Origin of the sequence: Gulosibacter sp. 10 (assembly GCF_900163695.1) — a bacterium.
In the GTDB taxonomy this organism is placed as follows: domain Bacteria; phylum Actinomycetota; class Actinomycetes; order Actinomycetales; family Microbacteriaceae; genus Gulosibacter.
In genome coordinates this window covers 43,528-69,433 of record NZ_FUIC01000017.1, presented here as the reverse complement: position 1 = coordinate 69,433, position 25,906 = coordinate 43,528, and the positions used below count along the sequence as shown (strand labels likewise).

At 73.0% G+C, this 25,906-nt stretch carries 17 protein-coding genes; 10 read left to right on the top strand and 7 right to left on the bottom strand.

Translation table 11 applies throughout. From position 1 onward, the window contains the following. Positions 1–459: 459 nt before the first annotated feature. Both FM112_RS07040 and hpaH read right to left on the bottom strand, forming a co-directional pair. Complete coding sequence (locus FM112_RS07040; RefSeq protein ID WP_087005629.1) at positions 460–1,284, bottom strand: HpcH/HpaI aldolase/citrate lyase family protein; 825 nt, start codon at positions 1,282–1,284, stop codon at positions 460–462. Beyond that, positions 1,269–2,054 carry a 2-oxo-hept-4-ene-1,7-dioate hydratase gene (hpaH, locus tag FM112_RS07035; protein WP_087005742.1) on the bottom strand — a complete coding sequence of 262 codons (786 nt, stop codon included), beginning with the start codon at positions 2,052–2,054 and terminating at the stop codon, positions 1,269–1,271. Before hpaH ends, FM112_RS07040 begins: the two co-directional genes overlap by 16 nt. A gap of 93 nt (positions 2,055–2,147) precedes the next feature. Between hpaH and FM112_RS07030 the strand changes: the two genes are divergently transcribed. From FM112_RS07030 to FM112_RS07005, 6 genes are read left to right on the top strand one after another with little or no spacing between them, the layout of a single operon-like run. Continuing rightward, entirely contained in the window at positions 2,148–3,260 is a 1,113-nt protein-coding gene (locus FM112_RS07030; protein WP_087005626.1) for an iron ABC transporter permease, read from the top strand. After that, a complete protein-coding gene (locus FM112_RS07025; RefSeq protein WP_087005623.1) occupies positions 3,257–4,165 on the top strand; it encodes an ABC transporter ATP-binding protein in 909 nt (302 codons plus the stop codon). The genes FM112_RS07030 and FM112_RS07025 overlap by 4 nt, the downstream gene beginning before the upstream one ends. A gap of 52 nt (positions 4,166–4,217) precedes the next feature. Then, entirely contained in the window at positions 4,218–5,219 is a 1,002-nt protein-coding gene (locus tag FM112_RS07020) for an ABC transporter substrate-binding protein (protein WP_087005620.1), read from the top strand. A gap of 42 nt (positions 5,220–5,261) precedes the next feature. Further along, positions 5,262–7,553, top strand: a complete 2,292-nt coding sequence (locus FM112_RS07015; RefSeq protein WP_087005617.1) for an ABC transporter ATP-binding protein — start codon at positions 5,262–5,264, stop codon at positions 7,551–7,553. Further along, positions 7,550–9,556 (top strand): ABC transporter ATP-binding protein, encoded by a 2,007-nt coding sequence (locus FM112_RS07010; RefSeq protein WP_087005614.1) that lies wholly within the window; start codon positions 7,550–7,552, stop codon positions 9,554–9,556. The genes FM112_RS07015 and FM112_RS07010 overlap by 4 nt, the downstream gene beginning before the upstream one ends. 43 nt (positions 9,557–9,599) lie before the next feature. After that, a complete protein-coding gene (locus FM112_RS07005; protein WP_087005611.1) occupies positions 9,600–10,667 on the top strand; it encodes an enoyl-CoA hydratase/isomerase family protein in 1,068 nt (355 codons plus the stop codon). Between the two features lie 23 nt (positions 10,668–10,690). Here the strand turns inward: FM112_RS07005 and FM112_RS07000 are convergent, their stop codons facing one another. Continuing rightward, on the bottom strand, positions 10,691–11,230 hold the full coding sequence (locus tag FM112_RS07000; RefSeq protein WP_087005608.1) for a helix-turn-helix transcriptional regulator: 540 nt from the start codon (positions 11,228–11,230) through the stop codon (positions 10,691–10,693). A 33-nt stretch (positions 11,231–11,263) separates the two neighbouring features. Next, positions 11,264–12,235, bottom strand: coding sequence for a hypothetical protein (locus FM112_RS06995; RefSeq protein ID WP_087005605.1), 972 nt, complete (start codon positions 12,233–12,235; stop codon positions 11,264–11,266). Positions 12,236–12,653: 418 nt separating this feature from the next. On the opposite strand from FM112_RS06995, the gene FM112_RS06990 reads away from it, so the two are divergent. The 4 genes from FM112_RS06990 (at position 12,654) to FM112_RS06975 (ending at position 22,149) form a co-directional block, all read left to right on the top strand. Beyond that, entirely contained in the window at positions 12,654–16,295 is a 3,642-nt protein-coding gene (locus tag FM112_RS06990) for an SdrD B-like domain-containing protein (protein WP_140400606.1), read from the top strand. A 341-nt stretch (positions 16,296–16,636) separates the two neighbouring features. After that, complete coding sequence (locus FM112_RS06985; RefSeq protein ID WP_087005598.1) at positions 16,637–18,796, top strand: VaFE repeat-containing surface-anchored protein; 2,160 nt, start codon at positions 16,637–16,639, stop codon at positions 18,794–18,796. Positions 18,797–19,010: 214 nt separating this feature from the next. Continuing rightward, positions 19,011–21,806: a LuxR family transcriptional regulator gene (locus tag FM112_RS06980; protein WP_140400604.1), complete on the top strand. Its 2,796-nt coding sequence runs from the start codon at positions 19,011–19,013 to the stop codon at positions 21,804–21,806. A gap of 136 nt (positions 21,807–21,942) precedes the next feature. Then, a complete protein-coding gene (locus tag FM112_RS06975) occupies positions 21,943–22,149 on the top strand; it encodes an Rv0909 family putative TA system antitoxin (RefSeq protein ID WP_087005593.1) in 207 nt (68 codons plus the stop codon). A 30-nt stretch (positions 22,150–22,179) separates the two neighbouring features. Here the strand turns inward: FM112_RS06975 and FM112_RS06970 are convergent, their stop codons facing one another. The 3 genes from FM112_RS06970 to FM112_RS06960 are packed head-to-tail and all read right to left on the bottom strand — an operon-like array spanning position 22,180 to position 25,851. Continuing rightward, a complete protein-coding gene (locus FM112_RS06970) occupies positions 22,180–23,388 on the bottom strand; it encodes a M20 family metallopeptidase (protein ID WP_087005590.1) in 1,209 nt (402 codons plus the stop codon). Then, positions 23,385–24,545: an amidohydrolase family protein gene (locus FM112_RS06965; RefSeq protein WP_087005586.1), complete on the bottom strand. Its 1,161-nt coding sequence runs from the start codon at positions 24,543–24,545 to the stop codon at positions 23,385–23,387. The genes FM112_RS06970 and FM112_RS06965 overlap by 4 nt, the downstream gene beginning before the upstream one ends. Then, a complete protein-coding gene (locus FM112_RS06960; RefSeq protein WP_087005583.1) occupies positions 24,535–25,851 on the bottom strand; it encodes a glutamine synthetase family protein in 1,317 nt (438 codons plus the stop codon). Before FM112_RS06960 ends, FM112_RS06965 begins: the two co-directional genes overlap by 11 nt. Positions 25,852–25,906: the final 55 nt, after the last annotated feature.

Here is a 25,906-nt window from a genome sequence, read left to right as displayed (position 1 = left end):
CCGGGCTCGGCGTTTGCCCAATCAGAAACGTCCGGTCTGGAGACACCCAGAGCGAAAACGCCCGGTTCGGTTCCGCCCGGTTCGGAAGCACTCACCCCGGAAACGGCGAGTCCAGGACACGCCGAAGCCGGAAACGCCCGGTTCGGAAGCACTCACCCCGGAAACGGCGAGTCCAGGACACGCCGAAGCCGGAAACGCCCGGTTCGGAAGCACCCACCCCGGAAACGGCGAGTCCAGGACACGCCGAAGCCGGAAACGCCCGGTTCGGAAGCACTCACCCCGGAAACGGCGAGTCCAGGACACGCCGAAGCCGGAAACGCCCGGTTCGGAAGCACCCACCCCGGAAACGGCGAGTCCCGGAAACGCCGAAGCCGGAAACGCTCGGCTTGGAAGTACCCGCCCCGGAAACGCCGAGGCCGGCCGCTCCGAAACGGAACGGCCGGCCGGGCGTCCACGGGCTCAGTAGCTGGCGCGCTCCTCGCCCTCCGGGGCGGTGCCGAGGCGCTGCTCGATGAACTTGGCCGCGAGAGCCTCGGAGCCGCGCGCGAGCATCGCGACGTCGGCGCCGACGAGGATGAAGTCCACGCCGTCGTCGAAGTACTTCGTCGCGAGCGCGGGGTCGAAGGCGTTGACGCCCACGGGCTTGCCGGCGGCGCGCCCCGCCTCGAGCGCGCGCTGCACGCCGGCCACGACATCGGGGTGCCCCTGCTGACCGAGCAGCCCCATCGAGGCCGCGAGGTCCGAGGGGCCGACGAACAGCGCATCCACGCCGTCCACCGCGGCGATCTCGTCGACGCGCTCGACGGCCTCCGCTGTCTCGATCTGCACGGTGACCGACACGTGCTCGGAGGCGTGCTGCAGGTAGCTCTCCACCCGGTTCCAGCGGGCGGCGCGGGCGAGCGCGGAGCCGACGCCGCGGACCCCTCGGGGCGGGTAGTGCGCTGCGGCCACGGCGGCCTCGGCCTGCTCGGCGGTGTTGATCATCGGCACCAGCAGGTTCTGCGCGCCGAGGTCGAGATACTGCTTGATGAGCACGGTGTCGCTCACGGGCACCCGCACGACGGGCGTGACGGGGTAGGCGGCGACGGCCTGCAGCTGCTGCTGGATCGATTCGAGCGAGAGCGGCGAGTGCTCGCCATCGATGAGCAGCCAGTCGAGGCCCGATCCGGCCGCGATCTCGGCGATCGCGGTGGAGCCCGAGCAGACCCACATGCCGGCGAGACCGCGGTCGGCGGCGGCGAGGCGCTGGGCGAACGTGTCGGGGAGGGTCAGACGAATCGGCACGAGATCGTCCCCATCTGCCCGTAGTCGCACAGGACGCTGTCGCCGCGCTCGACCCACATCGGGCGGGTGAACGAGCCGGCGAGGATGATCTCGCCGGCCTCGAGGCGGGCGCCGTGCTGGTGGAACTTGTTCGCGAGCCAGGCCACGCCGGTGCCGGGGTGGTTGAGCACGCCCGCGGCCACGCCGGTCTCCTCGATGGTCTCGTTGCGGTAGAGCAGCGCCGAGACCCAGCGCAGGTCGATGTCCTCGGGGCGGGTCGGGTTGCCGCCGAGCACCATGCCGCCGTAGGCCGCGTTGTCCGAGATGGTGTCGACGATCGTGCGCCCCTCCATCCGGATGTGCGAGTTGAGGATCTCGAGCGCCGGGGTCACGTACTCGGTGGCGCGCAGCACGTCGAAGAGGTTGCAGTCGGGGCCCTCGAGCGGCTTGTTCAGCACGAACGCGAGCTCGACCTCGATGCGCACGTTCGTGAACTGGTCGAAGTCGATGACGGAGCCGTTCTCGTACACCGTGTCGTCGAACATGACGCCGTAGTCGGGCTCGGTGATGCCGGTGGCGGCCTGCATCGCCTTCGAGGTCAGGCCGATCTTGCGGCCGACCAGGCGGCGGCCGGCTGCGATCTCGCGGTCGCGCCACTTGCCCTGGATGGCGTAGGAGTCCTCGATCGTGGCGTCGGGGTAGCGCTCGGTGATGCGGGGGATGAGTTCGTGCGTGCGTTCGGCCTCCGCGAGCTCCGCGGCGATGGCCTCGATTTGGGACGGTTCGAGCATGCCCTCCATTATTGCCCACCGCCTCTTCGAGCCGGCTCTCCGAGCGTTGAAGAAATTGACAATCATTATCAATATTTGCGACGATGCTCGACGATGACCGCCACCGCTCCGCCACGCCCAGCCGCCGTCGAGGCGCGCCCCGGGGCGGAGCCCGCCCCGGCCCGACGCCGGATCGGCCTGCGCCTCGCGCTGTGGCTCGGGATGCCCGCGATGATCCTCCTCACCATCGTCACCGCGCTGTCGATCGGCCCCGCGAGCACCGATCTGCTGCGCACGATCGCGATTCTCGCGGCGCCGCTGCGGGAGCCGCTCGGCGCGATCGGCATCGCGCTGCCCGAGTACGGATCGGGCGCCGAGCACCTCGTGTGGAGCCTGCGGCTGCCCAGGGTGCTGCTCGCCTTCATCGTCGGCGCCTCGCTCGCCGCGGCGGGCGCCGTCATGCAGTCGGTGTTCCGCAATCCGCTGGCCGAGCCGGGCATCACCGGCGTCTCCTCGGGCGCGGCATGCGCCGCGGTGATCATGATCGTCACGGGCGCGGCGGGGTCCGCGCCGTGGATGCTGCCGCTCGTGGCCTTCCTCGGGGCGCTCGCGGCGGTGCTCTTCGTGCAGGTGCTCGCGGGCATCCGCGGCGGCGGGGGCGCGACGCTGCTGCTCGTCGGCATCGCCCTCAACGCGCTGCTCGGCGCCGTCATCTCCGCCACGATGGCGAACGCGCCGACGAGCGAGGATGCGCAGGCCGCGATCTTCTGGCTCAACGGCGACCTCACCGCGGCGAACTGGCAGGACTTCGGCATCGCGGTGCTCCCGATCGTGCTCGGGTCGATCGCGCTGCTCGCGCTCATCCCCGAGCTCAACCTCTTCCTGCTCGGCGAGGAGCAGGCGGCCTCCACCGGCATCCGCATCGGCCGCACCCGGCACCTGCTGCTGGGCCTCGCGGCCCTCGTCACGGCCGCGGGGGTCTCGGTGTCCGGGGTCATCTCCTTCGTCGGACTCGTCGCCCCGCATCTCGTGCGCCTGGTCCTGGGCCCCGACCACCGGGTGCTGCTGCCCGTGTCGATGGGCGTCGGCGGCGTCTTCCTCGTGCTCGCCGATCTGGTGGCTCGCAACCTCTTCGAACCCGTCGTGCTGCAGACCGGCACCGTCACCGCGTTCCTCGGCGCGCCCGTGCTCCTGCTGCTCATCATGCGCAGGAAGGCGCGCACATGACCAGGCGCACCCCCTCGGAGCTCCATCCGCCGCGGCGCGGACGGAGCGCCGCGCGCCGCGATCCGGCTGCGCACAGCCCGGATGCGAACGCCCGCGGCGCGGTGCTGCGCGCCGAGGGCATCGGCGCGGACTACGGCGGCGCGCCGGTGCTCGAGGACGTCTCGCTCGAGATCCGCCCCGGCGAGGTGCACGGCCTGATCGGGCCGAACGGCGCGGGGAAGTCCACGCTGCTGCGCATCCTCGGCGGCCTCGTGAAGCCGAGCGCGGGCGCGGTGACCATCGAGCCCGAGGGCGGCGGCCCCGTGCCGCTGCGGAGCCTGAGCTCCCGGGAGCGCGCCCGGCGGGTCGCGTTCCTGCCGCAGGACACGGGCGCGGACGCGGGGCTCACGGTCGAGACCGTCGTGGCGCTCGGCCGCTTCGCGCATCAGACGCGCTTCGAGCGGCTCCGCGCCGAGCTCGGGCCGGGGGATGCGCGCCTCGTGACCGCCGCGCTCGAGCGGGTCGGCGTGGCGCACCTGCGCGACCGCCTCGTGACGGCGCTCTCGGGCGGCCAGCGGCAGCTCGTGCTCATCGCCAAGCAGCTCGCGCAGGGCTCGACGACGCTGCTGCTCGACGAGCCGGTCTCGGCCCTGGACCTCGGCTACCAGATCGAGGTGCTCGAGCTGCTCCGCGAGCTCGCGGCCGAGGGGCGGGCGGTGGCCGTCGTGCTCCACGACCTCAACCTCGCGGCGCGCTGCTGCGACCGCCTCGCCGTGCTCGAGCGCGGCCGGATGCGCGCCGCGGGACCGCCCGAGGCGGTGCTGGAGCCCGCGCTGCTCGACGGCCTCTACGGCGTCCGCACGGCGGTGGACGTCGACGAGCGCACCGGCGCCCCGCGCGTCACGGCCCTCGCCCGCGTCCGCTGAACGACCACCACCGCGACGGGGCGCCGCGCGCCCCGTTCAGAAAGGAACCACCATGTCGAAATCCCTGCGCAGCCGGGCCGTCGTGCTCGGCGCCGCGGCCCTGCTCGCCCTCGCCGGCTGCAGCGCCGAGACCGATCCCGCCGGCACGGAGGCCCCCGGCGCCGAGGCCGCCGAGAGCCAGGGCGCCTGGCCCCGCACCGTGGAGGTCGGCGAGTCCGAGGTGACCCTCGACGCCGAGCCGCAGCACATCGTCGCGCTCTCCACCGAGGTCGGCGACCTCGGCCTCGAGCTGGTCGGCCCCGACCGGTTCGCGGCCGTCTCGGAGGGCTCCGTGCTCGAGGGCACGGGCAACCAGATCGAGCTGGCCGAGCAGGTCGAGACCGTGCTGACGGTGCACGCGAGCCCCGAGCCCGAGCAGATCCTCGCGCTCGAGCCCGACCTGGTGCTGCTCAACGCGCACCGCGAGGACCAGAGCAGCACCGCCGACGCGCTCACGGAGGCGGGCATCCCGGTCGCGACCTTCGGCCCCTCCGACTTCGCGAACCCGGATGCGGTGGCGCAGTCGATCGAGACGCTCGGCGAGCTGCTGGGCGCCGAGGAGGCCGCCGCCGAGGCGGCGACCGGGCTGCAGGAGGACGTCGCCGAGGTGACCGCGCTGACGGAGGGCGTGACGGAGCGGCCCAGCGTCGCCGTGCTCTTCGCGCGGGGCGGCAGCCTCATGCTCCAGGGCGTGCACAGCGCCACGAGCGAACTCGTCGTGCTCGGCGGCGGCGATCTCGTCGCCGAGGAGCAGGGCTGGCAGCAGGCGGTGCCGGCCGATCCCGAGACCATCCTCGCGGCCGACCCCGACGTGATCCTCGTGCAGAACCACCGCGGCGCGGGCCTCGAGCCCTTCGCCGACATCCTCGAGAACCCGGCGCTCGCCGAGGCGACCGCGATCGCGGGCGACGAGGTGCACCTGGTCGAGGCGGCCACCACCTCCGGCACGTCGGGCACGAGCCTCGGCACCGGCCTGCGCGAGATCGCGGAGCTGCTGCACCCGGAACTGTTCTGATCCGCCCGGCCGTGGCCGCGCTCGCGGGGTAGGGTCGGAAGAATGTGGATTCGTGAGGCGCTTCTCGAGGCGCCGCGAGGGGCGCGGGCCGGCATCGCGCTCGGCTGGATGCGCACGGCCCTCCTCGCGGGCGCCGCGGTCGGCATCGGCGGGGTCGCGGACGCGATGCTCGCCGGGGCGGGACTGCTCGACGCCGAACTGCTGCGGCCCGCCGCCTGGGCGCTCGGGCTGGCCCTGGTCGGCGCGCTGTGCGGCGGCTGGGCCGAGGCGCTGCCCGGGCGCATCCAGGCCGCGGAGGAGCGGCGCTGGCGGCGCCGCGTGCTCGAGCGCATCCTCCGCCTCGACCCGCCGCGGCCGCCCGCGCCCGCGGGGCACCCGGGCGGACGGAGCGGCGCGCGCGGGCCCGGCGCGGGGCCGTCCACCGGCGCCGGGGCGTCCGCTGCCGCGGGGCCGGGCCGCGCCGCTCCCGGAAGCGCCGCCGACGCGCCGCCCGCCGGCCGCTCCGCCGCGCAGGGACCGGCCGGCTCGCAGACCGCTGCCGCGGACTCGGGCGCGCGCCCGACGGCGCCGGGTGCCGCCGGTCCTGCGGGTGCCGCCGGTCCTGCGGGCGCCGCCGGCCCCGCGGGCGACGGCATGCTCGTCGACGCCGCGACGGTCGGCGTCGAGAAGACCGCCGCCTACCGCGGCGGCTTCCTCGGCCCCACCCTCGCCTCCTTCACGGCCCCGCTCGTGGTGCTCGTCGTCTGGGCGGTCTGCATCGACGTCGTGAGCGCCCTCGTGCTCGCTGCCTTCGTCGCCCTCGTGCCGGTGGTGATCGTCCTCGCCGGGCGGCGCCTGCGCCGCTCCAACGGCGAGTACCGGCGGCGCGAGGCGCAGTCCGCGAACCGCTATCTCGAGATGCTCGAGGGGCTCGGCACCATGAAGGTGCTCGGCGCCGCGGGCCGGGCGCGAGACCGCTTCGCGGCGTCCGCGCGCTCCGCGATGGTCGAGCTCGGGCGGCTGCTCGCCCGCAACCAGCTCATGATCATCGTCAACGACGGCGTCTTCGGGCTGCTCATGAGCGCGGCCGCCGTCGCCCTCGTGCTGCTCCGCCTCGCGGGCGGGGCGATCGAGCCCGGCGCCGCGCTCGCCGGGGTGCTGCTCACCGTGCTGCTGCACGAGCCCATCGACCGCGTCGGCCGCACCTTCTATGTGGGGCTCGCGGGGCGCGCCCGCCGGGATCAGCTCGACGCGCTGCTCGCGGACGGGGATGCCTCGCCTGCGTCGACCGCCGAGGCCGCCGAAGGCCCCGGGGCGGGCGCCGCCCGTTCCAGTTCGGCCCGCACGGACTCCGATTCCGCCCCCGCGGGCTCCGGCGCACCGGACGCGAACCCCGGCGCCGCGCCCTCGGCGGCCGGCGGGGCGGCTCCGGATCGGAACGCGGCGGACTCCGCGGAACCGGATGGAGACGCCGCCGGCGCCGAACCGGAAAGACGGGAGTTCTCGTTCCCCGACCACCGCGCGCATCCGCCCCGCCTCACCCGCCGCGGCGGCGAGCCGCTCGCCCCGCGGGCGGACTCGCCGATCCGGCCCTCCTCGGGCGACCTGCTGCGCGGCGATCTCGACCTGCGCGACGTCTCGCTCGCCATCGACGGCCGGCGCATCCTCGACGGCGTGACCCTGCACATCCCGGCCGGCACGCGGCTCGCGCTGGTAGGCCCGAGCGGGGCGGGCAAGACCACGCTCATGCGGGTGATCGCGGGGCTCGCGGACGCCGAGGGCCGGCTGCTCGTGGACGGCCGCGTCATGGCGCTCGAGGAGCGCCGCAGCCTCGCGACCCGCGTGGGGCAGGACGCGGGCATCCTCGGCACCACGATCGGCGACAACCTGCGGCTCGCGGCCTCGCAGGCCGACGACGCGGCGCTCTGGGAGGCGCTCGACCGCGCGCACCTCAAGGCCGAGGTCGAGGCCATGCCGGGGCGGCTCGAGGAGGCCGTGGGCGATCGCGGCGCGTTCCTCTCGGGCGGGCAGCGGCGACGCCTCGCGATCGCGCGGGCCTTCCTGCGCGACCGGGTCATGCGCCGCCCCGTGCTGCTGCTCGACGAGCCCACGGCCGATCTCGACCGCCGCACCGAGGCGCAGGTGCGCTCGAGCCTCGCGGAGGTCTCGAGGGATCGCACGGTGGTCCAGATCGCGCACCGGCTCGACACGACGCTCGACGCCGACCTGGTGGCGGTGCTCGTCGACGGCCGCGTGGCCCAGCTCGGCACCCCCGAGGCGCTGCGCGCCGAGCCCGGATACTACGCCGACGCGCTCGAGACCGGCGAGCACGCCCGGAAGGGGGCGCGGGCATGACCGCGAAGGCATCCGCATCGCCCGAGCGGGCGCACGAGGCCCCGGCGCGTCCGAGCCCCGAGCCGGCCGCCGGCACGATCGGCTGGCTGCTGCGCTTCGCGCGGCCCGCCACCGCGCGGCTCGCGGTCTCGGCCGTCGCGCGACTGCTCGGCCACGCGCTCGGGGCGCTGCTCATCGCCCTGCCTGCCTGGGCGGTCGGCGCCCTCGCGACCGGCTCGGCGGAGGGCGCCGGATTCGTGCTCGTCGTGCTGCTCGTCTTCGTGCTCGCCGCCGTCCTCAAGGCGGGGCTGCGCTACCTGGAGCAGCTCTTCGGGCACCTCGCCGCCTTCGGACTCATGGGCGAGATGCGCGTCTGGATGATCGACCGGCTCATCCCACAGGCTCCGGCCGTGACCGACGGCTCGGGCGCGGCGCGCATCCAGGCCACCGCGGTGCGCGACGTCGACCGGGTCGAGGTGTTCTTCGCCCACACGATCGCCCCCGCGGTGAGCGCCGTGGTCATCCCGCTCGCGGCGGTGGGCGTCGCGTGGGCCGCGGCGGGCCCGCTGCCCGCCGCCGCGCTCGCGGTCGTGCTCCTGATCGGCGTGCTGCTGCCGCTGGCCGGCGCTCGCGCCGGGCGCGAGGCGGCGCGGGAGACGGCGCGCACGCGCAGCGACCTCGCCCAGTTCGTCGCCGACTCGGTGCGGCTGCGGGAGGAGGTGCTCGCCTCGGAGGCCGAGGGCACGCGGCTCGACGGCGCGGCGCGACTCGACCAGCGCCTCGGGTCGGCGCTCCGTCGCGGCGGCACCCGGGCGGGGCTGCGCAGCGGGGTCAACGCCCTCCGGCTCTGGGCCGGGACGCTCGCGGTGCTGCTCGCCGGGGCGCCGGCCGTGCTCGCGGATGCGACCGCGCTGCCGTGGGCGCTCGCGGCGGCGGCCCTCGTGCCGGGCACGGCCACCTCGCTCGACACGATCGAACGCCTCGCCGGCTCGCTGCCCGCGGGGCTCGAGGCCACCCGGCGCATCCGCGCGCTCGCCGCGGGCAGGCCCAGCGTGACGGAGCCCGCGCGCGCGACGTCGGCCGCGGAGTCCGCGACGCCGACGGCTGCGGAGCCCGCGGACGTGCCGGCGGCCGATGACGGCGCGGCGTCGGGCGAGCCGGGAGCCGCGACGGCCCCGGACGAGCCCGGCGGCGAGCCCGCCGGGGCGGAGCCGGAGGAAACGGCGGCTGCCGACGGGAGCGGCGACGTGTCGGCAGCGGCACCGTCGGACGGGCTCTCGGCGGAGGCACCCGCGGACGGCGACGCGCCGGCGCTCGAGCTGGAGCGCATCCGCTTCGCCTATCCCGGCCGCGAGGAGCTCGTGATCGACGGCGTGGACCTCGCGGTGCCGCGGGGCGGGGTGGTCGGCATCGCCGGGGCGAGCGGCTCGGGCAAGTCGACCATCGCGCGCCTCGTGCAGCGTCACTGGGACGTCGACGGAGGCCGGGTGCGCGTGCACGGCACACCCGTCGAGGAGCTCGGCTCGGACGAGACGGCCCGGCTCATCGCGGTCGCCGATCAGGATCCGTTCGTGCTCGACGCGACGGTGGCCGAGAACCTGCGGCTCGGCGCCCCGGAGGCGACGGACGCGGAGCTCGCGGAGGCGATGCGGCTCGCGGAGCTCGACCTGCCGCTCGACCGTCCCGCGGGCCGGCGCGGCAACCGCCTCAGCGGCGGCCAGCGCCAGCGCCTCGCGCTCGCGCGCACGCTGCTGCGGGCGGCGCAGGCGCCGGGCGGCCCGGCGCGCGCGGTGCTCGTGCTCGACGAGGCGACGAGCCACCAGGATCCGCTGACCCAGGCCCGCATCGTCGAGCGGCTGCGCGAGGTCGACGCGACCGTCATCGTCATCGCCCATCGCCTCGAGGTGCTGCGCGACGCCGACCGCATCCTGGTGCTCGAGCGCGGCCGCGTGGTCGAGGAGGGCGACTGGGAGCGGCTGAGCACGGGCGACGGCCCCTTCGCGCGGCTGCTTGCGACGCAGTAGCGGCGGGATGCCCTTCGCCACGGCGCTCGCGTAGGCTCCAGCCATGAGCGGAACGACGGCGGCAGAGGTCCTGTTCGATCGGCGCGGCCCCGGCGGCCGGCTCGGCGTGATCACGCTGAACCGGCCCCGGCGGCTCAACGCGCTCAGCCACGCGATGGTGCGGGAGATCGCGGCGCGGCTCGAGGAGTGGAACGCCGACGACGCGATCGAGCAGTACCTGCTGCTCGGCGCGGGGGAGCGCGGGCTCTGCGCCGGCGGCGACATCACCGAGATCCGCGACGACGTGCTCGCGACCGGCGGGGCGGGGGCGGGCAGGTTCTTCGCCGACGAGTACCGGCTCGACGCGGCCACCGCCGAGCTGCCCAAGCCCTGCGTCGCGCTCATGGACGGCGTGACCTTCGGCGGCGGGGTGGGCCTCTCCGCCCACGGCCGGGGCGGCCGGGTGGTGACCGAGCGCAGCTCGATCGCGATGCCCGAGGCGGCCATCGGCTTCGTGCCGGACGTCGGGGGCGCCTATCTGCTCTCGCGCATGCCGGGCGGGCTCGGCCTCCACGCCGGGCTCACGGGCGCGCGCCTCGGCGCGGGCGATGCGATCGCCACGGGCTTCGCCGACGTCTTCGTCCCCGCGGACGCGCTGCCGGAGCTCGTCCGGCGCCTCGAGGCCGAGGCCGCGGATGCGGTGCTCGACGACCTGCGGCGCCCCGCCCCGGAGCCGGCGCTGGCGGCGGAGCGCACGTGGATCGACGAGGCCTACGCGGGAGACGATCCGCTCGAGATCCTCGAACGGCTCGACGCGCTCGCCGCGGCGCACCCCGGGGCCGCGACGGCGGCCGAGGCCATCCGCGCGGCATCGCCGACCTCGATCTTCGCGACGCTCGAGCTGCTGCGCCGCAATCGCGAGGCGCCGACCCTCCGCGCCGCGCTCGAGCTCGAGTACCGGGTGGGGATGCGGCTCGCGGTCGCCGAGGACTTCGCCGAGGGCGTGCGGGCGATGGTGGTCGACAAGGACCGGAGCCCGCGGTGGCGGCCCGGATCGCTCGAAGCGGTGCGCCGGGAGGACGTCGAGGCGCTGTTCGACCCGCGGGGCGGGGCGACGCTCGACTGGGGCTGACGGCGCGGCCGGCGGCCCGGCGATCACCGCGGGGATCGCGCCCACAGCTCGGGGTGCTGCGCGCCGAAGGCCTGGAGCTGCCCGCGGCTCGTGACGCCGAGCTTGCGGTAGAGATTGCGGCGGTGCGTCTTCAGCGTGTTCTCGGAGCGCTGCAGCTGCTTGACGATCTCGGTCATGGGCAGATCGCCCATGAGCAGCGTGAACAGCTCGGCCTCGCGCTTCGTGAGCTTCGACTGCGCGGGCAGCGGCGCCTTCCACCGGAGCGGCACCGCGTTGCGCTGCAGCGCGGTCAAGGAAGGGCGGCGCAGGACGAGCTCGTGCACCTCGGCCGGCATGAGGAACCTGTCGGTCCCCAGGGCCGGCTGCAGACTGGTCTCCCACTCCCCGAGATAGGCGAGCACCGGCGCGTCGAACTCCGGCTTGAGCAGCGTCTGCGCGCGGAGCCCGCGAGCGAGGGCGTCGAGCGGCCCGTTCTCGAACTCGGGCACCTCGGTCAGGCGCTGCAGGGCGCGGTCCGGCCGTGATTCGGAGAGCTCGTGGACCGCGTGCGCGATCGCGGCCATCGGGTTCTCGCTCGTCGCCAGGACCCCCAGGTCCTACGGCTGCGGCCGCTCGCCCTGCACGTGGGCCAGCAGCACCCGCACGGCGGGGAGTACCGAGCGGGGCAGGCCGCTGCTCGCCGAAGCGGTCAGCCTGGAGGTGTCGATCGCGTCGATGAGACGGCGCAGCCCCTGGACGTCGCCGAGGCCGAGCAGGGCGGTCGCGATGCTCCACACGGCTACCGGCCAGTGCGGCTGCACCTGCCACCAGGGCAGGGCAAGGATGTCCGTCGAGCGGTCCCACGTGCCCTTCCGGATCTCGATCGCGCGGCGGGCGAAGACGATCGTCGCGTCGACGATCGCCTCGCTCCAGGCGTCGGTCCGCGGCCGGTGCTCCGCGAAGGCGAGCTCGTGCTCGGCGATGCTCAGACTGCCGAACGCCGCGTGCATGAGCGCGCGCACGGAGGCGGCGTCCCGCTGGACGAAGGGCAGCGGCTCGACGCGCGTGCTGGCCCGGACCCGGGCCAGCCACAGGTCCGCGGTCTCGAAGTCCCCGGCGAGCAGTGCGGAGAGCGCGGCCTGGTGCAGCAGGGCGGACGCGTAGCGGCCGGCGAGGTTCTTCGCCTCGCGCTGCTGCGAGGACATGGCCCGGATGATCACCCGGAACCGTCGGTAGGAGCGCACCGGATCGCCGTCCACGCGGTCGCCGATCGCGATGAGGGCGGTCTCGAACGCGGGGGTCGACGTGGGCGCCGCCTCGCGGCCGGCGCCGCTGCTCGCGTTCTCGAAGAGCATGCCGAGCAGGCTCGTGCCGCCGCTGCTCGAGGCGAAGACGCTGTGCGGCAGGTCGGCGAGGAGCGCTTCGATCTCGTGCGCCGGAATGGCGAACCAGATCTCGATCCAGTTCGTCGCGACGAACTCGCGGAGTCTTCGCCAGTCGCGCCGTTCCGCGAGGTCGAGGAAGGTTCCTCGGATGCTCGCGGCCCAGCGGTGGGGAGGTACGGGGGAGAACGGTGTGGTGCCAGGCATGTGCTGACCCTCCAGGAGCGGGATTCGGTAGGGAACCGAGCCCCCGATGGCGCGCGGCTTCGAAAAGAGGGCCGCGGGGGATTTCCGGCCGATTGAGGGAGCCAGTGACGAAAACCCGTTTCGGCCGTGCACCGGGGGTTCTTGTCATTCATCCTACGCTTCACCCCCGGGGTGAAACCGGGGGTGAAGTCCGGGGTGAGAGAGGGGGTGAAGAAGGGGGCAGAGGTGCCGTCCGCTGGATAGTCTCGCCCTTAGTTGTGCGGATGCCGCTGGGCATTCGCGCCGCATGGGCCGGCCCGGACCGCTCCTCGCGAGTTCGGTGAGAACGGTCTCGCCGAGGCGGTATTCGTCGCGCCCGATCCGCTCCTCGTCGCCCCTTTTCGGCGCGGTCAGTCGTTCATCTATCTGGGAGAGAGAAATGCAGAGAACCTACCGGTTATTGCGGAGGGGGATCGCGGCGATAGCCGCGCTCGCACTCGCCGCAGCACTGTTCATCATCGGCGGCGTCGCGCAATCCGCCGCCGCGGCGGAGGGGGACGTCCGGTTCACCCTGCTGGAGAACGGCGTGGAATTCGATGACGGAACGCCCGTGCTCTCGCCGGATACCGACTACACGCTCCGTATGCAGTATCCGAAGATGGACGACGGGCAGAAGGTCTCCTTCTCGGTCTCCGGAATTGCGATCGACGAGTCCTCGCTCACGGTGCCTCCCGGGAACACGGCTATCGAATCGATCGAGGCCAAGGGGAACGGAGAATACGAGATCACCTTCGCGGATCCATTCCCCGGAGATATCAACCAGGGTGTTTTCGATCTGCATTTCCGAGTGAATGCGGTCGAAGAGACGAAGGTCACGCAGATCTCGTGGAAGATCGGCCCGAACGAGGAGACCGTCGAGGTCATCGTGAAGCGGGACGGCGATGAGAAAGAGAATATCTCTACGTGGAGCAACAAGTCCGACCCGTGGGTCGAGGCGCTGCCCGAAGGCGCGGTGACCGTGGCGGACGGCACGGTCGTCGTCGACGAAGCGCTGCTGGACGCCGAATTCCACTACACCCTCACCTACTCGAACGCGGATGAGCCCCGGCAGGGCGTCGAATTCGCGGACGCCCTCGACGACGAGACGCTCGGCGGCTGGGGCGAGTACGTCGCGGACTCGTTCTCGGCCAAGGTCACGACCTGGGACGAGCAGGGATACAACAAGACCGTCACGACGATCGCGGACCCCGCCGTCGCCATCGACGGCTCGAGCTTCACGCACACCGCCGACGTCGGTGCGCCGTCCATCTACCAGCTGCAGTACACGGTGAAGATCAGGGCGGACAAGCTCCCCGAGATCCAGCAGGCGCTCCAGGCGGAGTACGACGCGATGATCGAGGCGGGCGAGACCGGCGACTTCGGCCTCGCGCTGCCCAACCTCGCGGTCATCGCGGGTCAGGAGAACGAGAGCTCCTACTGGATCGGCAGCACCGTCCGCGGCCCCGAGAAGCCCGGCATCGGCCTCTCGAAGGCCGTCGACATCAACCGCGCGGTGGTCTCGACCGACGACGAGGGCAACCTGACCCCGCCGCTGCCGATCGAGTACACGATCGTGGCGAACCTCGAGTCCTTCGACCCTGAGAAGGGCGAGACGCACACGCTCATCGGCAACGCGATCCTCCGCGACACCAAGGCGCCCCAGACCTCCTGGCTGCACGGGGAGGACGGCTTCCTCACCTCGGGCGACGGCGAGACCGTCTACACGGCGGCACCCGATGGCACCACGGTCGAGCAGTTCGGCGGCGACGCGTTCGTCGGCCAGTACCTGATCGCCGACTCCGGCGAGCTGCTCGTCAACCTCGGCAAGGACCCGGCGCGGACCACGCTCAAGGTGCAGGCGCAGATCGACGGCATCGAGGGGCTCGAGGCCGCCGCCGATGACGAGGGCAACCTCCGCTACCACGTCGGCAACACCGTCGAGGTGCAGGCGCAGACCGCCACGGACTCCTACGAGCAGCGGGCGAGCACGAACACGGAGCTCATCGTCTACCAGGACGAGGACGGCGTGACCGACTCGCTCGTCTTCGACAAGCGCTCCGGCGTCGGCGAGGTCGAGCTGGCACCCGGCGACACCGCCGAGATCCCCTACACCTTCGTCGTGAACGAGGAGGGCGCGGTCGAGCCGGTCAGCGTCGAGCACGTCGAGATCGTCGACCACGTCGACGCGAACGTCTTCGACCTCTCGGACGAGGCGCTCGCGGCCGTCGAGGACTCGGTCGTGGCGGCCTACGGCGGCGTCGCGCTCGCGGATGACGAGTGGACTCTGACGCTCGACGGCTCCGATCTGACCTTCGCGGTCACGGACGCGTTCCGCGAGCGGCACGAGGAGGCCGGCTTCGAGCAGCGCCTCGAGGTGACGCTCACGCTCACCACCAAGCCGATCGAGGGCAAGCAGGACCTCGAGATCACCAACGCCGCGACGCTCAAGGGCACGGACGAGGACATCGAGTTCGTGAGCACCGAGGTGGTCGACGCGAGCACCTACGGCGACGAGCTCTCGGTGCGCAAGACCGTCTTCGATGAGCAGACCGACGAGTTCACCAGCAACCTCCGGATCGACTACGAGGAGGTGGACGGCGAGTTCGTCCTCGAGCACGACGAGTACGTCTACCGCGTCGAGATCATCCCGCACGGCGACTTCGGCGGCGTGACCATCATCCCGATCCAGGACGTCCTGGAGGAGAACCTCGAGTTCGTCGGCTTCGTCGACGGCGTCGAGGTCTCGGAGGCCAGCACCGAGCCGTACCAGCTCGCGAAGGGCAACCTGACGGCCAGCTACGATGCGGAGCAGCACACCGTGACGATCGAGAACCCCGAGGGCTCGACGATCACGAACGAGTCCGGCATCGAGGTCTTCTTCAAGGTGAAGATCGGCGACTTCGACCCGAACGTCTCGATCCCGAACGTCATCCCGGGCACCTCCACCATCATCACCCCGACGGGCGACCACCCGCTGATGATCCAGAAGGTCGACGCGAGCGACCCGACGAAGGTCATCGACGACGAGAACGCCGTGTTCGTCCTCAAGGACGAGAGCGGTGAGGTGATCGCGAACAACGTGCGGGTGAAGGACGGCCTGCTCGTGAACGACGACGGCACCGCGCTGCGCGTGCAGGAGCCGGGCGCCTACACGATCATCGAGGCCAGGGCGCCCGAGGGCTATCAGAAGACCGATGAGACCTTCGAGGTCGTCGTCGGCGAGCACGGCCAGACGGGCGACGTGGTCATCCCGAACGTTCCGGGCACCTCCGAGCCGGAGAAGTCCTACGCGATCGGCGACTACACCTGGATCGACGAGAACAGGGACGGCATCCAGGATCCGGACGAGCCAGTGCTCCCCGGCGTGCGCGTGACCATCACCGATCCGGAGGGCAACCCGGTCGTCGACATCGACGGCAACACCGTCGAGCCGACGGAGACGGACGAGCACGGGCTGTACGTGTTCGACCGGCTGCCCGCTGGCGACTACCGGATCACGTTCGAGCTGACCGAGGAGCAGCAGGAGCGCTACGAGTTCACCGTGCAGGACGCGGGCGACTCCGACGCCGCCGACTCGGACGCCGACCCGGCCACCGGCCGCACCATCACGATCACGCTCGACGACTCGAACGCGGCGCTGACGAAGGACTACGACAACGCGTCCGACATCGTCATCGAGGCGTCCGAGGGCATCGACCCGACCTGGGACGCGGGCGTGATCGAGAAGGACACGACTCCGCCGACCACGCCGGAGCCGACCCCGGAGCCGACCGAGGAGCCCACTCCGACGCCGACCCCGACGCCGGAGCCGAGCGAGGAGCCCACCCCGGGCCCGAGCGAGGAGCCGACGCCCGGTCCGAGCGATTCGCCCTCGCCGAGCGGCCCGAGCGCTCCCGGCCAGGACGGCTCGTCCGACACCCCTGACGGGCTCGCCCAGTCCGGCGCCGAGGGGCTCGCGCAGCTCATCGTCGCGGGCCTGGTGCTGGCGGCGGCCGGCGCGACCATCACGATGATCGCCAAGCGGCGCGACGCGCGGCTCTGACTGGCGCCGGTCCTCTCGACCGGATGCGGGCGGCGGCGCCCCGCGGAGACCATCCGCGGGGCGGCACCGCCGGACCGGACGCATCGGCAGCGGAGCAGACGCGCAGCCGCGTGGCGGACCCGATGTCCGATACGAGCATGAATAGTCACCGAACCTAGTAATCCGGCGCGGGCGACCTCGAAGTTTTTCGGGGTCGCCTCGTCGTTTTCCCGAACGGGCCCGGCAGGACGGCCCCGTTCGCCCCGTAGAAATCTCATTACTCTCCGAGGCAATCGTGACCTTTACGAGATTTCCAGGGAGGAAATACCGTGTCGAACAGACCTCGGAGACTCAGAACTTTGATGCAATCCGCCTTCGCCGTAACGGCGGCCGCGGCCATCGCCGTCACGCCGTTCATCGGCTCGGCCTCGGCGGCCCACGCCGACGGCGCGAACGGCGAAGTGCGCGGCTACCTGTGGACGGGCACCGTCGGCAGCAACTGGGAGGGCACCTACCGCATGCCCGACGGCTCGGAGGCCTGGTGCGCCCAGATCTGGGCGCCGGAGCCCATCCACGCGGACGAGTACGGCGCCGAGACCACGCTCACGCTCAACAACGGCGCGCCGCTGACCGCCGAGCGGATGCAGCAGCTCGCGTACATCATCTCGGAGGCCAGCGACCGGGTCATCGACAAGACCGGCAAGGAGGCCGACGACTACGCGGCCGCCACCTCGGTGATCGTGCACGACTGGACGAACAGCGGCTCCCAGCCCTACGACCCCGAGTGGCCGCTGGCGCTCTTCGACGCCGGCGACGACCCGGGAGGCACCGGCCAGCAGCCGAACGACGTACGCGACGTCTACGACCTCCTCATCGCCAACGCCCAGCAGTACTCGGGCGCGTGGACGCTGGACCTGGACGAGGTCACGGCCCCCGACCTCACCGTCGGCGACGAGATCACCGTCTCGGGCACCCTCGAGACGGCATCGGGCAACGCGATCCCGGACCACGAGGTGCACCTCGCCGCGAACGGCGGCGCGCTCGCGGACGAGACCGTCACGACGGATGCGAACGGCGCGTTCTCGACGACCATCACGGTCGAGGCCGCCTCGGTCTCGGTCGACGCGAGCCGCATCGCGCCGGCGAGCGAGGTCAAGATGCGCGAGCCCATCGCGTGGGACGGCGGCTCCCGGCCGCAGAACATGATCCTCGTCAGCGACAACGTCGTCAGCGCGGAGATCGAGTTCGATGCGAAGCCCCAGCCGGTCGAGCCGTGGATCGGCACGTCCGCGACGGATCAGTCGGATGGCGACCGCGTGCTCTCGTTCAAGGGCGGGACGATCGTCGACGTCGTGAGCTACGAGAATCTCGTCCCTGGTGAGGAGTACACGCTCGAGGGCGAGCTCATGGATCAGGAGACCGGCGAGGGCACCGGCATCGTGGGCGAGGCGACCTTCACCCCGGAGGAGGCCTCGGGCACGGTCGAGGTCGAGTTCGAGGTGCCTGCGGGCTTCGCGGGCAGCACGCTCGTCGCCTTCGAGCGCCTCTACGACGTGACGGGCGAGCTCGTGGCCGAGCACACCGACATCGAGGACGAGGCGCAGACCGTGACGGTCGAGGAGGGACCGTCGATCGGCACGTCTGCGACGGATCAGTCGGATGGCGACCGCGTGCTGTCGTTCAAGGGCGGCACGATCGTCGACGTCGTGAGCTACGAGAATCTCGTCCCGGGGCAGGAGTACACGCTCGAGGGCGCACTGATGGATCAGGAGACGGGCGAGGGCACCGGGATCCTCGGGGAGGCGACCTTCACCCCGGAGGAGGCCTCCGGCACCGTCGAGGTGGAGTTCGACGTGCCGAAGGGCTTCGGCGGCTCGACCCTGGTGGTCTTCGAGTACCTCTACGACATCGAGGGCGACCTCGTGGCGGAGCACACCGACATCGAGGACGAGGCGCAGACCGTGACCGTGGGGGAGACGCCGTCGATCGGCACCTCCGCGACCGACCAGGCCGATGGCGACCGCATCCTGCCCCACGACGGCGGTACGATCGTCGACGTCGTGAGCTACGAGCACCTCACCCCGGGCGAGGAGTACACGCTTCAGGGCGAGCTCATGGACAAGGAGACGGGCGAGGGCACCGGCATCCTCGGCGAGACCACCTTCACCCCGGAGGAGCCCTCGGGCACGGTCGAGGTCGAGTTCACCGTCCCCGAAGGCTTCGCGGGCAGCACGCTCGTCGCCTTCGAGCACCTCTACGACGTGACCGGCGACCTCGTGGCCGAGCACACCGACATCGAGGACGAGGCCCAGACCGTCACGGTCGAGCCGAAGCCGGCGCCGAGCACGACCCCCGAGCCGAGCAAGCCCGGCGAGCCCGGCAAGCCCGGCCCCAAGCCCGGGAACGGCGGCGGTCTGGCCACCACCGGCGGCGAGATGCACTTCGGCCTGATCGCGGGAGCGCTGCTCCTGATCGGCGCCGGAGCCGGCCTGGCCTTCTTCGCGAAGCGCCGTTCCGCATAGCGGCGGAGGCCTGACGACGGGATCCGCTCCGGCGGGACCGACGGCACGGGAGCGGGATCATCTCCGGATGATCCCGCTCTTCGTTGCAACGGCGGGCGAGCGGCCCCTCGGCTCGCGGTAGGATTGCCCCATCGGAGCGGTTCGGGGAAGCGCTCGCCGACGACGCTCGACGCGAAACCCCGATCGGCTGAGTTCGGTAGGGAAGGCGAACGCCGTGCGTGAGTGCATCGTGGAATCGGCTCCATTGGAGACGTCGATCGACGTGTGCGAGCGGAAGATCCTCGGCCTGCTCGACTCCGCGACCGCGCGGGGGAGCATGGTGGTCACGGTGCGGGGCATGCCGGGCAGCGGCGTCACGGCGATCCTGCGCCGCGCGACGAGGGAGGCGCGGCGCCGGGGGCTCGGGACCGTCTACGTGAGCCTCGACGAATGGGAGGCGGAGACGCCCTACGCCGCGCTCGAGCACCTGTGCCGACGCGCGGATCGGCTGCGGCCCCTGCTCGACGGGCTCGAGCCGGGAGCCGACCCCGTGCGGCTCGGCAGGCAGCTGGTCGAGCGCCTCGAGGCCGTCGCGGGGGAGGAGCCGCAGCCGCTCGTGCTGGTCGTGGACGAGCTCCAGCACTGCGACGCCGAGAGCGCGGCGGTCCTCCGCTACGTCGTGACCCACCTCGCCGACGGCGGCCTCTGCCTCTTCGGCGACTCGCTGGCCCGCCCCACCGCGCTCAGCTCGGTGCTCACCCGGTTCGGGCAGACGGACCCCTCCGGGCGGCTGCTGGTGCTCCCGGATCTCGACGCGGAGGACATCGCGGTGCTGGTGACCCAGCGCACCGGCACGAGGATCGGCAGAGCCGAGGCGGAGCGCCTCCGGTACACCGCCGGCGCCAGGTACGAGGCCGTGCTCGCGTTCCTCGAGAGCGTCGACCACGAGCAGCGCGCGGATCTCGCCGCGATCCGCGCGCTGCCGCGGGTCACCTCGGCGCGGCTCCTGCCCTACGAGGAGCGCGACTTCGCGGCGCTGCGGCCCGCGAGCCGGCTGGCCGCCGAGCTGCTGGCGCTGCACCCCGAGGGGGTGTCCCTCCAGACGCTGAGCCAGACGGCCGCGCGGCTCGAGATCCCGCTGCGCGGCGAGGATCCGGCGGACGGCCGGGTGGTCGTGAAGAACGCGCTGACGGGGGTGTTCCAGCTCCGCGACCCGCTGTCCGCGCCGGACATCGCGGCCCGCATCCCCGCCTCGCGGGAGCGGCGGATCCACGCGGTGCTCGCGGATCTCACGTACGGCGCGGAGTCGCACATCCACTGGATCGCGTCGTTGGAGGAGGTGGGGCGCGAGGAGGCCGAGGCGGTGCTGGCCGCCGTCGAGGGGCTCCTCGACGCCCGCGAGATCGAGGCGGCCACCGAGGTCGCCTATCACGCGGCGGAGCGGGCGCGAGGCGGCGAGCAGTACCGGCGGCTGCTGCGCGCCTTCGGGTTCGCGTGCATCCAGACCCAGCAGGCGCCCGCGTACCAGCAGTCGCTCAGCGATATCGGCGCCTTCGCGGCCGAGGACCCCGCCTTCGCCTACCTGTACGCGTATCTGCGGACCTTCCGCGCCCACGGCCGCCTCGACGCGGAGGCGCTGCGGCGGCAGTTCATCGAGGCGCCGACGCAGGACGTCGATCACGCGTTCATGCAGGCGGACATCGCGGCGCTCGAGCTGGTGTCGGCGCTGCAGACGGATCCCGCGCGGGGCCCGGAGGCGCTCGAGGCGGTGCTGCGGCGCTTCCTGCCGCTCGTGGGCGAGCGCCCACGCGCGCCGGAGCTGCAGTGGCTGCACCCGGAGAGCCGGATGCTGCTCGCGCAGGCGCTGACCGGGGCGATGGCGGGCGCCGCGCAGCCGGCCGACCCCGAGGCGGCGCTCGTCGAGACCGAGCGCCTGGCGGAGGCGGCGCGCATGCTGCCCGCGGAATCGAGCGAGGCGGTGGACGTCCTGACCATCGCGGCGATGGGGTTCGCCCAGCTCGACCGGCCCGAGCAGGTCGTCGCGGCGGTCAGGTCGGCCCGGGAGCGCTCCCGCACGCTCGTGCGCCCGACGCTCCTGCCCGGGCAGCTCGACATCGTCGAGCTCGAGCTCGGTCTGCGCAGCGGCGACTGGGAACGCACGCGGGAGCTCATCGGCCCGGCGCTCACCCGGGCGTTCGACGGGCTCGACATGCCCACGCGCATCGTGGTGCCCGCGATCCGCTCCTGGCTGCACACGGTGAGCGGCGACTTCGAGCTCGCGCAGCGGTATCTCGATCTCGCGAAGTCCTCCGACCGCTACCGGTATCCCGGGTACGCGATCGATTTCCTCGCGGTCGCCGAGGTCGAGCTGCTCTGGCACCGGGACGGCGCGCGCACGGCGCTCGACGCCCTCGACGCCCTGCGGCGGGAGCCGCGGAACGCGCGGGCCTTCCGGCTGTGGGGGCTGCGCTTCGACCTGCTCGCCGAGCTCGGCGACGCGGAGGGCATGCGCGTCGCGTGGGAGGAGTTCAGGACGGGCACGGACCGGCCCTTCGCGAGCAAGCCCGGGCACATCGTGTGGATGCCGGGGCGGGTGCGGCACGCGCTGGGCGACTACACGGGGGCGATCGAGGCGTTCGAGGCGGCGACCGCGCAGTCGGACTCGGCGTACCACCTGGGCAAGAGCGAGCTCGGGCTCGCCTCGGCCTACTGGCGGCTGCGCGGCCACCACCAGGAGGTGCGGGCCGCGCTGGAGCGGGCGGTGCGGCACTTCGAGTCGATCGGGGCGCACACCTTCATCGGCATCGCGAGGAAGCGCGCGGAGTTCATCTCGGGCGAGGCGGCGGACAGGATCGCGGCGCTCACGGTGCGCGAGCGGCAGGTGGCGATGCTCGCGGCGCAGGGCTGGCGGAACAAGGAGATCGCCTCCGAGCTGCGCATCGGCCCCGCCACCGTCGCCTTCCACCTGTCGAACGCGTTCGACAAGCTCAACGTCAGCAAGCGCTCGGAGCTCGGCGGCGTGCTGCGCTGAGGGCGCGGTCCGACGATCCGCACCCGATTCCCACCTTCGGCGGGCGCGTATGGGCCTACGCTTCATCCCGTCGACTCTCCTCCGATCCGGGATGCGGGAGCGGCACGGCAGATCCCATTCGGAAAGGACGCGGCACATGGTGGATTTCGGCAGCATCGGCGACAAGTTCAACGAGGCGAAGAAGAACATCGACCCCGAGCAGGCCGGGGCGTTCATCGACAAGGCGAGCGGGGCGGCCAAGAACGCGACGGGCAACCGGTTCGACAGCCAGATCGACGGCGTCGCGGCCAAGGCCGCCGAGTTCTTCGGCGACGAGGGCGACAAGCGGCCCGAGCAGCGCTAGCGCCCGGCATCCCGCGCGGGCGCCCCGCGCCTACGCGGGATGCCTCCGCGGCGCCTTCGCGAGCCTGCTCGCGGCGGCGGCGTAGCCGACGACGAGCGTGTGCGCGACCCGCTCCACCGCGCCCTCGTCGGGGAGGAACTCGGCGTCGTGGAGCGAATGGCGCCCGCCGGGGCCGCGGGACTCCACGCCGACGAAGCACATCACCGAGGGGCGGGCGTCGCTGAAGTAGGAGAAGTCGTCGGCGCCCAGCGAGCGCATCGGCTCGGAGGCGCTCAGCCCCGCCTCCGGCAGCAGGCCGTCGATCACGCGGCTCAGCTCGCGATCGTTGGAGAGCGTGGGCTCGCCCTCGACGTACGAGGTGGTGGCGAAGGTGCCGAACGACTCGGCCTGCCCCCGCGCCATGCGCTCGACGGCGTCGACGATCGTGCGGGCGTCCCCGGCCCGGGTGGTGCGGACGGTGGCCAGGATGCGGCCGCGATCGGCGAGGACGTTCGCCGCGCCGTTCCCCGCCTCGAGCGTCCCGACGCTGACGAGGGCGGGGACGAGGGGGTCCACGGTCCGGCGCAGCACCTCGGGGATCGCGAGCGCGATGGAGGCGAGCGTCGAGATGACGTCGGAGGCGTGGTGCGGGTACGCGCCGTGGCCGCCCCGCCCCGCCACGGAGATCTCGATCTCGCCGGCCGCGGCGTTGACGAATCCGCCGCCGGTGGCCACCGACCCCGGCGTCACGTTGGGGTGCACGTGCGCGCCGATGACGTGCGCGACCTCGAACTCGTCGAGGGCGCCCGAGCGGCTGATGTCGAGGGCTCCGGAGGGATAGGCCTCCTCGCGGGGCTGCAGGATCGGCACCAGGCCGTAGGGGAGCTCGATCCGTGCGGCCGCGCGCACGACCGCGGTGAGCGCCGCGAGGTGCACGTCGTGGCCGCACGCGTGCATCGCGCCGTTCGCGGAGGCCCAGTCGATGCCGGTCTTCTCATGCACGGGGAGCGCGTCGAGCTCGGCCCGGATGCCGATGCTCGGCCCGTGGGGAGGGCCCACCCGCCCGATCGCGCCGGTCTCGGCCACGGGGGCCATGTCGATGCCGGCGGCCTCGATGATCGCGTCGCGGGTGTCCCCCTCGCGGCCCGAGACGCGGGGGTCGCGGTGCAGCGCGCGCCGCAGCTCCAGCGCGAAGGGCAGCTCCTCGCGCAGCGCGGATCGCCAGTCGTCGATGAGGTCGGCGGGGGAGTCGTGGTTCATGAGCGGAGTGCTTTCTCGTCGAGGCCGTAGGCGCGCAGCCCGTTGCGGTATCCGAGGTCGAGGGCGATGCGGCGGCACTCCTCGGCCGGCCAGCCGTCGTGCTCGCGGAAACCCCGCAGCACGGCGGCGAGGCCGCGGCGGAACAGGAGCGCGCCGAGCAGGTAGAACTCGGGCAGCGCGTACGCGTCCGTGGAGAACAGGATCTTGCGGAAGGGCGCGAGCTCCAGCGATTCGGCGATGACGGCCGGCGATCGCGCGCCCGAGTAGTGGATCGCGAGCCCCACGTCGAACCAGACGTGGGGGAACACGTGGGCGAGGTACCCCGCCTCGCGGTGGAACGGGTAGCAGTGCAGCAGGGCGAATCTCGCGCCGGTCGCGGCGGTGGCCCGCAGCAGGCTCGTGAGTCGGAGCGGATCGCAGCGGTCGAGGTCGAGATCGTCGTCGCCGTAGCCGACGTGGACCTGGATCATGCAGCCGCGGTCCACCGCCGCCCAGATCAGGGCCCGGATGATCGTCGGCTCGGCGAGCCGGAACTCGTGCCGCCCGGTGCCGGCGAACCAGCGCGCCGCGGTGGCCTCGACCTCCTCGGGCGAGGGGCGCGCGGGCTCGAAGTCGAGGCCGATCCGGTAGGCGGCGATGGTCTTCACGCCGATCGCCGTGCGGAGCCCGGCGTCGAGCGCGGCGCCGAACCGGGCGAGCAGCTCCGCGGCCGGCTCGCCCCGCTCGCGCATGTCCGCGGCGACCGTCTCGGCGAGGCGCTCCAGGCGCAGGATCTCGCGGTGGTCGGCGCCGGCGGCCTCGGCGGTAGCGGCGGCGTCGAGGGCGCCGGGGGCGTGGATGCCGGTCTCGATGCCGAGGAGCCGGATGTCCGCGGCCCGCATGAGCCGGCGGTTCGCGGCCTCGACGCCGAGGCGGGCGCGCTCCTCGAGGTACTCCTCGGGCGAGGCGAACGGCTCGAGGCCGAGCGCCGGCGCGCAGTGGCGGCGGATCGCGAAGCCCACGGGCGAGTCGAAGTTGGTCGCCCCGGCGGGCGGCGGGGCCGTGGACTCGCTGATCAGGGACTCGAACTCGTCCCGCTCGAGCGGCCTGCCGGAGATCGTGTGGCAGTGGTGGTCGAACAGCGGCAGCCCGTTGAGGTCTCGATGATCAGAGGACACGGGAGTACACCTCGATCTGCTCCGCGAGCGAACGGCTCCGGAGCAGTCGGAGCTCGTCCCGCTTGATGGCGGCGAAGGTCTCGACGAGCTCGGGCGAGAACCATCCCGTCACGGTCTCGTCGGCGAGCATGGCGTCGAGCGCGTCCTCGAGGCGCTCCGGCAGCGGCGCGAGGCCCGCGTGGCGGCCCTCCAGGTCGAGGTCGCCCTCGACGACCTCGGCGGGGTCGAGGGACTCGCGCAGCCCGGCCATCCCCGCCCGCAGCAGCGCCCCGAGCAGCAGCCACGGGTTGGCGCCGGCATCGCTGCCGCGGAACTCGAAGTGGAGCTGGCGCGAGGGGTCCCGGCCGTCGAGCTCGTTGGTGGGGCAGATGCGCAGCAGCGCCTCGCGGTTCTGCACGCCGAGGAAGGCGCGCGCCGTGGACCAGTTGTGGGGCCGGAGCCGCTGGTAGCTCGTGAGCAGCGGGGCGAAGAGCGCGGTCAGGCCGGGCGCGTGCCGGATGACGCCGGCCGCGAACCGGCCGCCGAGCTCCGAGAGCCGCCCCGGGCGGTCCGGGTCGAAGAGGAGGGTCCGGCCGGACTCGTCGTAGAGGCCGAAATGCACGTGGACGCCGCTGCCGCCGCCGCCCTCCTCGGTGATCGGCGCGAAGGTCGCCCTTCTGCCGTGCGCCTCGAAGAGGTCGCGGACGAGGTCGCGGAGCAGGATGGCCCGGTCCGCGGAGGTCAGCGGATCGGTCGGCTCGAGGGTGATCTCGTACTGGTGCTTCGCGTACTCCGGTAGCCAGTTCTCGGGCTCGAGCCCCATGCGCTCGAGCAGCGCGAGCAGCGTCGAGCCGAGGGGCTCGGCGCGGCGGAAGGCCTCGAGCGAGAACGGGTGGTGGTCGGGGCCGGCCGAGAGATCGACGAACTCGTGCTCGAAGGTGGAGCGCGCCTCGATGCCGAACTCCTCGCGGAGCTCGCGCACCGTCTCCCGCAGGAACGTCCGCGGGCACGAGTGCCAGGGCTCGCCGTCCACCTCCACGAGGTCGCCGAACACCAGGTCGAACGCCGGCCGCTCGCCGATCCGCGGGATCCGCACGCGCGAGGCGGGATCGGGCCGGAGCCGGAGGTCCCCGGAGGCGCCGAACGGGATGCCGTCCACGATGTGGCCGAGCGGGCCGATGCCGATGTTCGCCGGCACCCAGCCGACCGAGGTCGTCTCGTCGAATCGGCGCGCGGGCAGCGCGCGCCCCTTCGTGCGGGCCGCGAGATCGCTCGTGGCGATGAATACGACGTCCTCCAGCGGCTCGAATGCGGACTCTTGCGGCATCGGCTTCCCTCCGATCGATCGGGCGCAGCGCTGCGCACCGGCTTCGTAGCGTCAG

What these genes read in the sequence shown, in the direction of transcription:
- FM112_RS07000 (WP_087005608.1), bottom strand. Translation starts at nt 11,230, where the DNA reads ATGGCCGCGATCGCGCACGCGGTCCACGAGCTCTCCGAATCACGGCCG.
- FM112_RS07005 (WP_087005611.1), top strand. Translation starts at nt 9,600, where the DNA reads ATGAGCGGAACGACGGCGGCAGAGGTCCTGTTCGATCGGCGCGGCCCC.
- FM112_RS07015 (WP_087005617.1), top strand. Translation starts at nt 5,262, where the DNA reads ATGTGGATTCGTGAGGCGCTTCTCGAGGCGCCGCGAGGGGCGCGGGCC.
- FM112_RS07030 (WP_087005626.1), top strand. Translation starts at nt 2,148, where the DNA reads ATGACCGCCACCGCTCCGCCACGCCCAGCCGCCGTCGAGGCGCGCCCC.
- FM112_RS06995 (WP_087005605.1), bottom strand. Translation starts at nt 12,235, where the DNA reads ATGCCTGGCACCACACCGTTCTCCCCCGTACCTCCCCACCGCTGGGCC.
- FM112_RS06985 (WP_087005598.1), top strand. Translation starts at nt 16,637, where the DNA reads ATGCAATCCGCCTTCGCCGTAACGGCGGCCGCGGCCATCGCCGTCACG.
- FM112_RS07025 (WP_087005623.1), top strand. Translation starts at nt 3,257, where the DNA reads ATGACCAGGCGCACCCCCTCGGAGCTCCATCCGCCGCGGCGCGGACGG.
- FM112_RS06970 (WP_087005590.1), bottom strand. Translation starts at nt 23,388, where the DNA reads ATGAACCACGACTCCCCCGCCGACCTCATCGACGACTGGCGATCCGCG.
- FM112_RS06975 (WP_087005593.1), top strand. Translation starts at nt 21,943, where the DNA reads ATGGTGGATTTCGGCAGCATCGGCGACAAGTTCAACGAGGCGAAGAAG.
- FM112_RS06960 (WP_087005583.1), bottom strand. Translation starts at nt 25,851, where the DNA reads ATGCCGCAAGAGTCCGCATTCGAGCCGCTGGAGGACGTCGTATTCATC.
- hpaH (WP_087005742.1), bottom strand. Translation starts at nt 2,054, where the DNA reads ATGCTCGAACCGTCCCAAATCGAGGCCATCGCCGCGGAGCTCGCGGAG.
- FM112_RS07010 (WP_087005614.1), top strand. Translation starts at nt 7,550, where the DNA reads ATGACCGCGAAGGCATCCGCATCGCCCGAGCGGGCGCACGAGGCCCCG.
- FM112_RS06990 (WP_140400606.1), top strand. Translation starts at nt 12,654, where the DNA reads ATGCAGAGAACCTACCGGTTATTGCGGAGGGGGATCGCGGCGATAGCC.
- FM112_RS07020 (WP_087005620.1), top strand. Translation starts at nt 4,218, where the DNA reads ATGTCGAAATCCCTGCGCAGCCGGGCCGTCGTGCTCGGCGCCGCGGCC.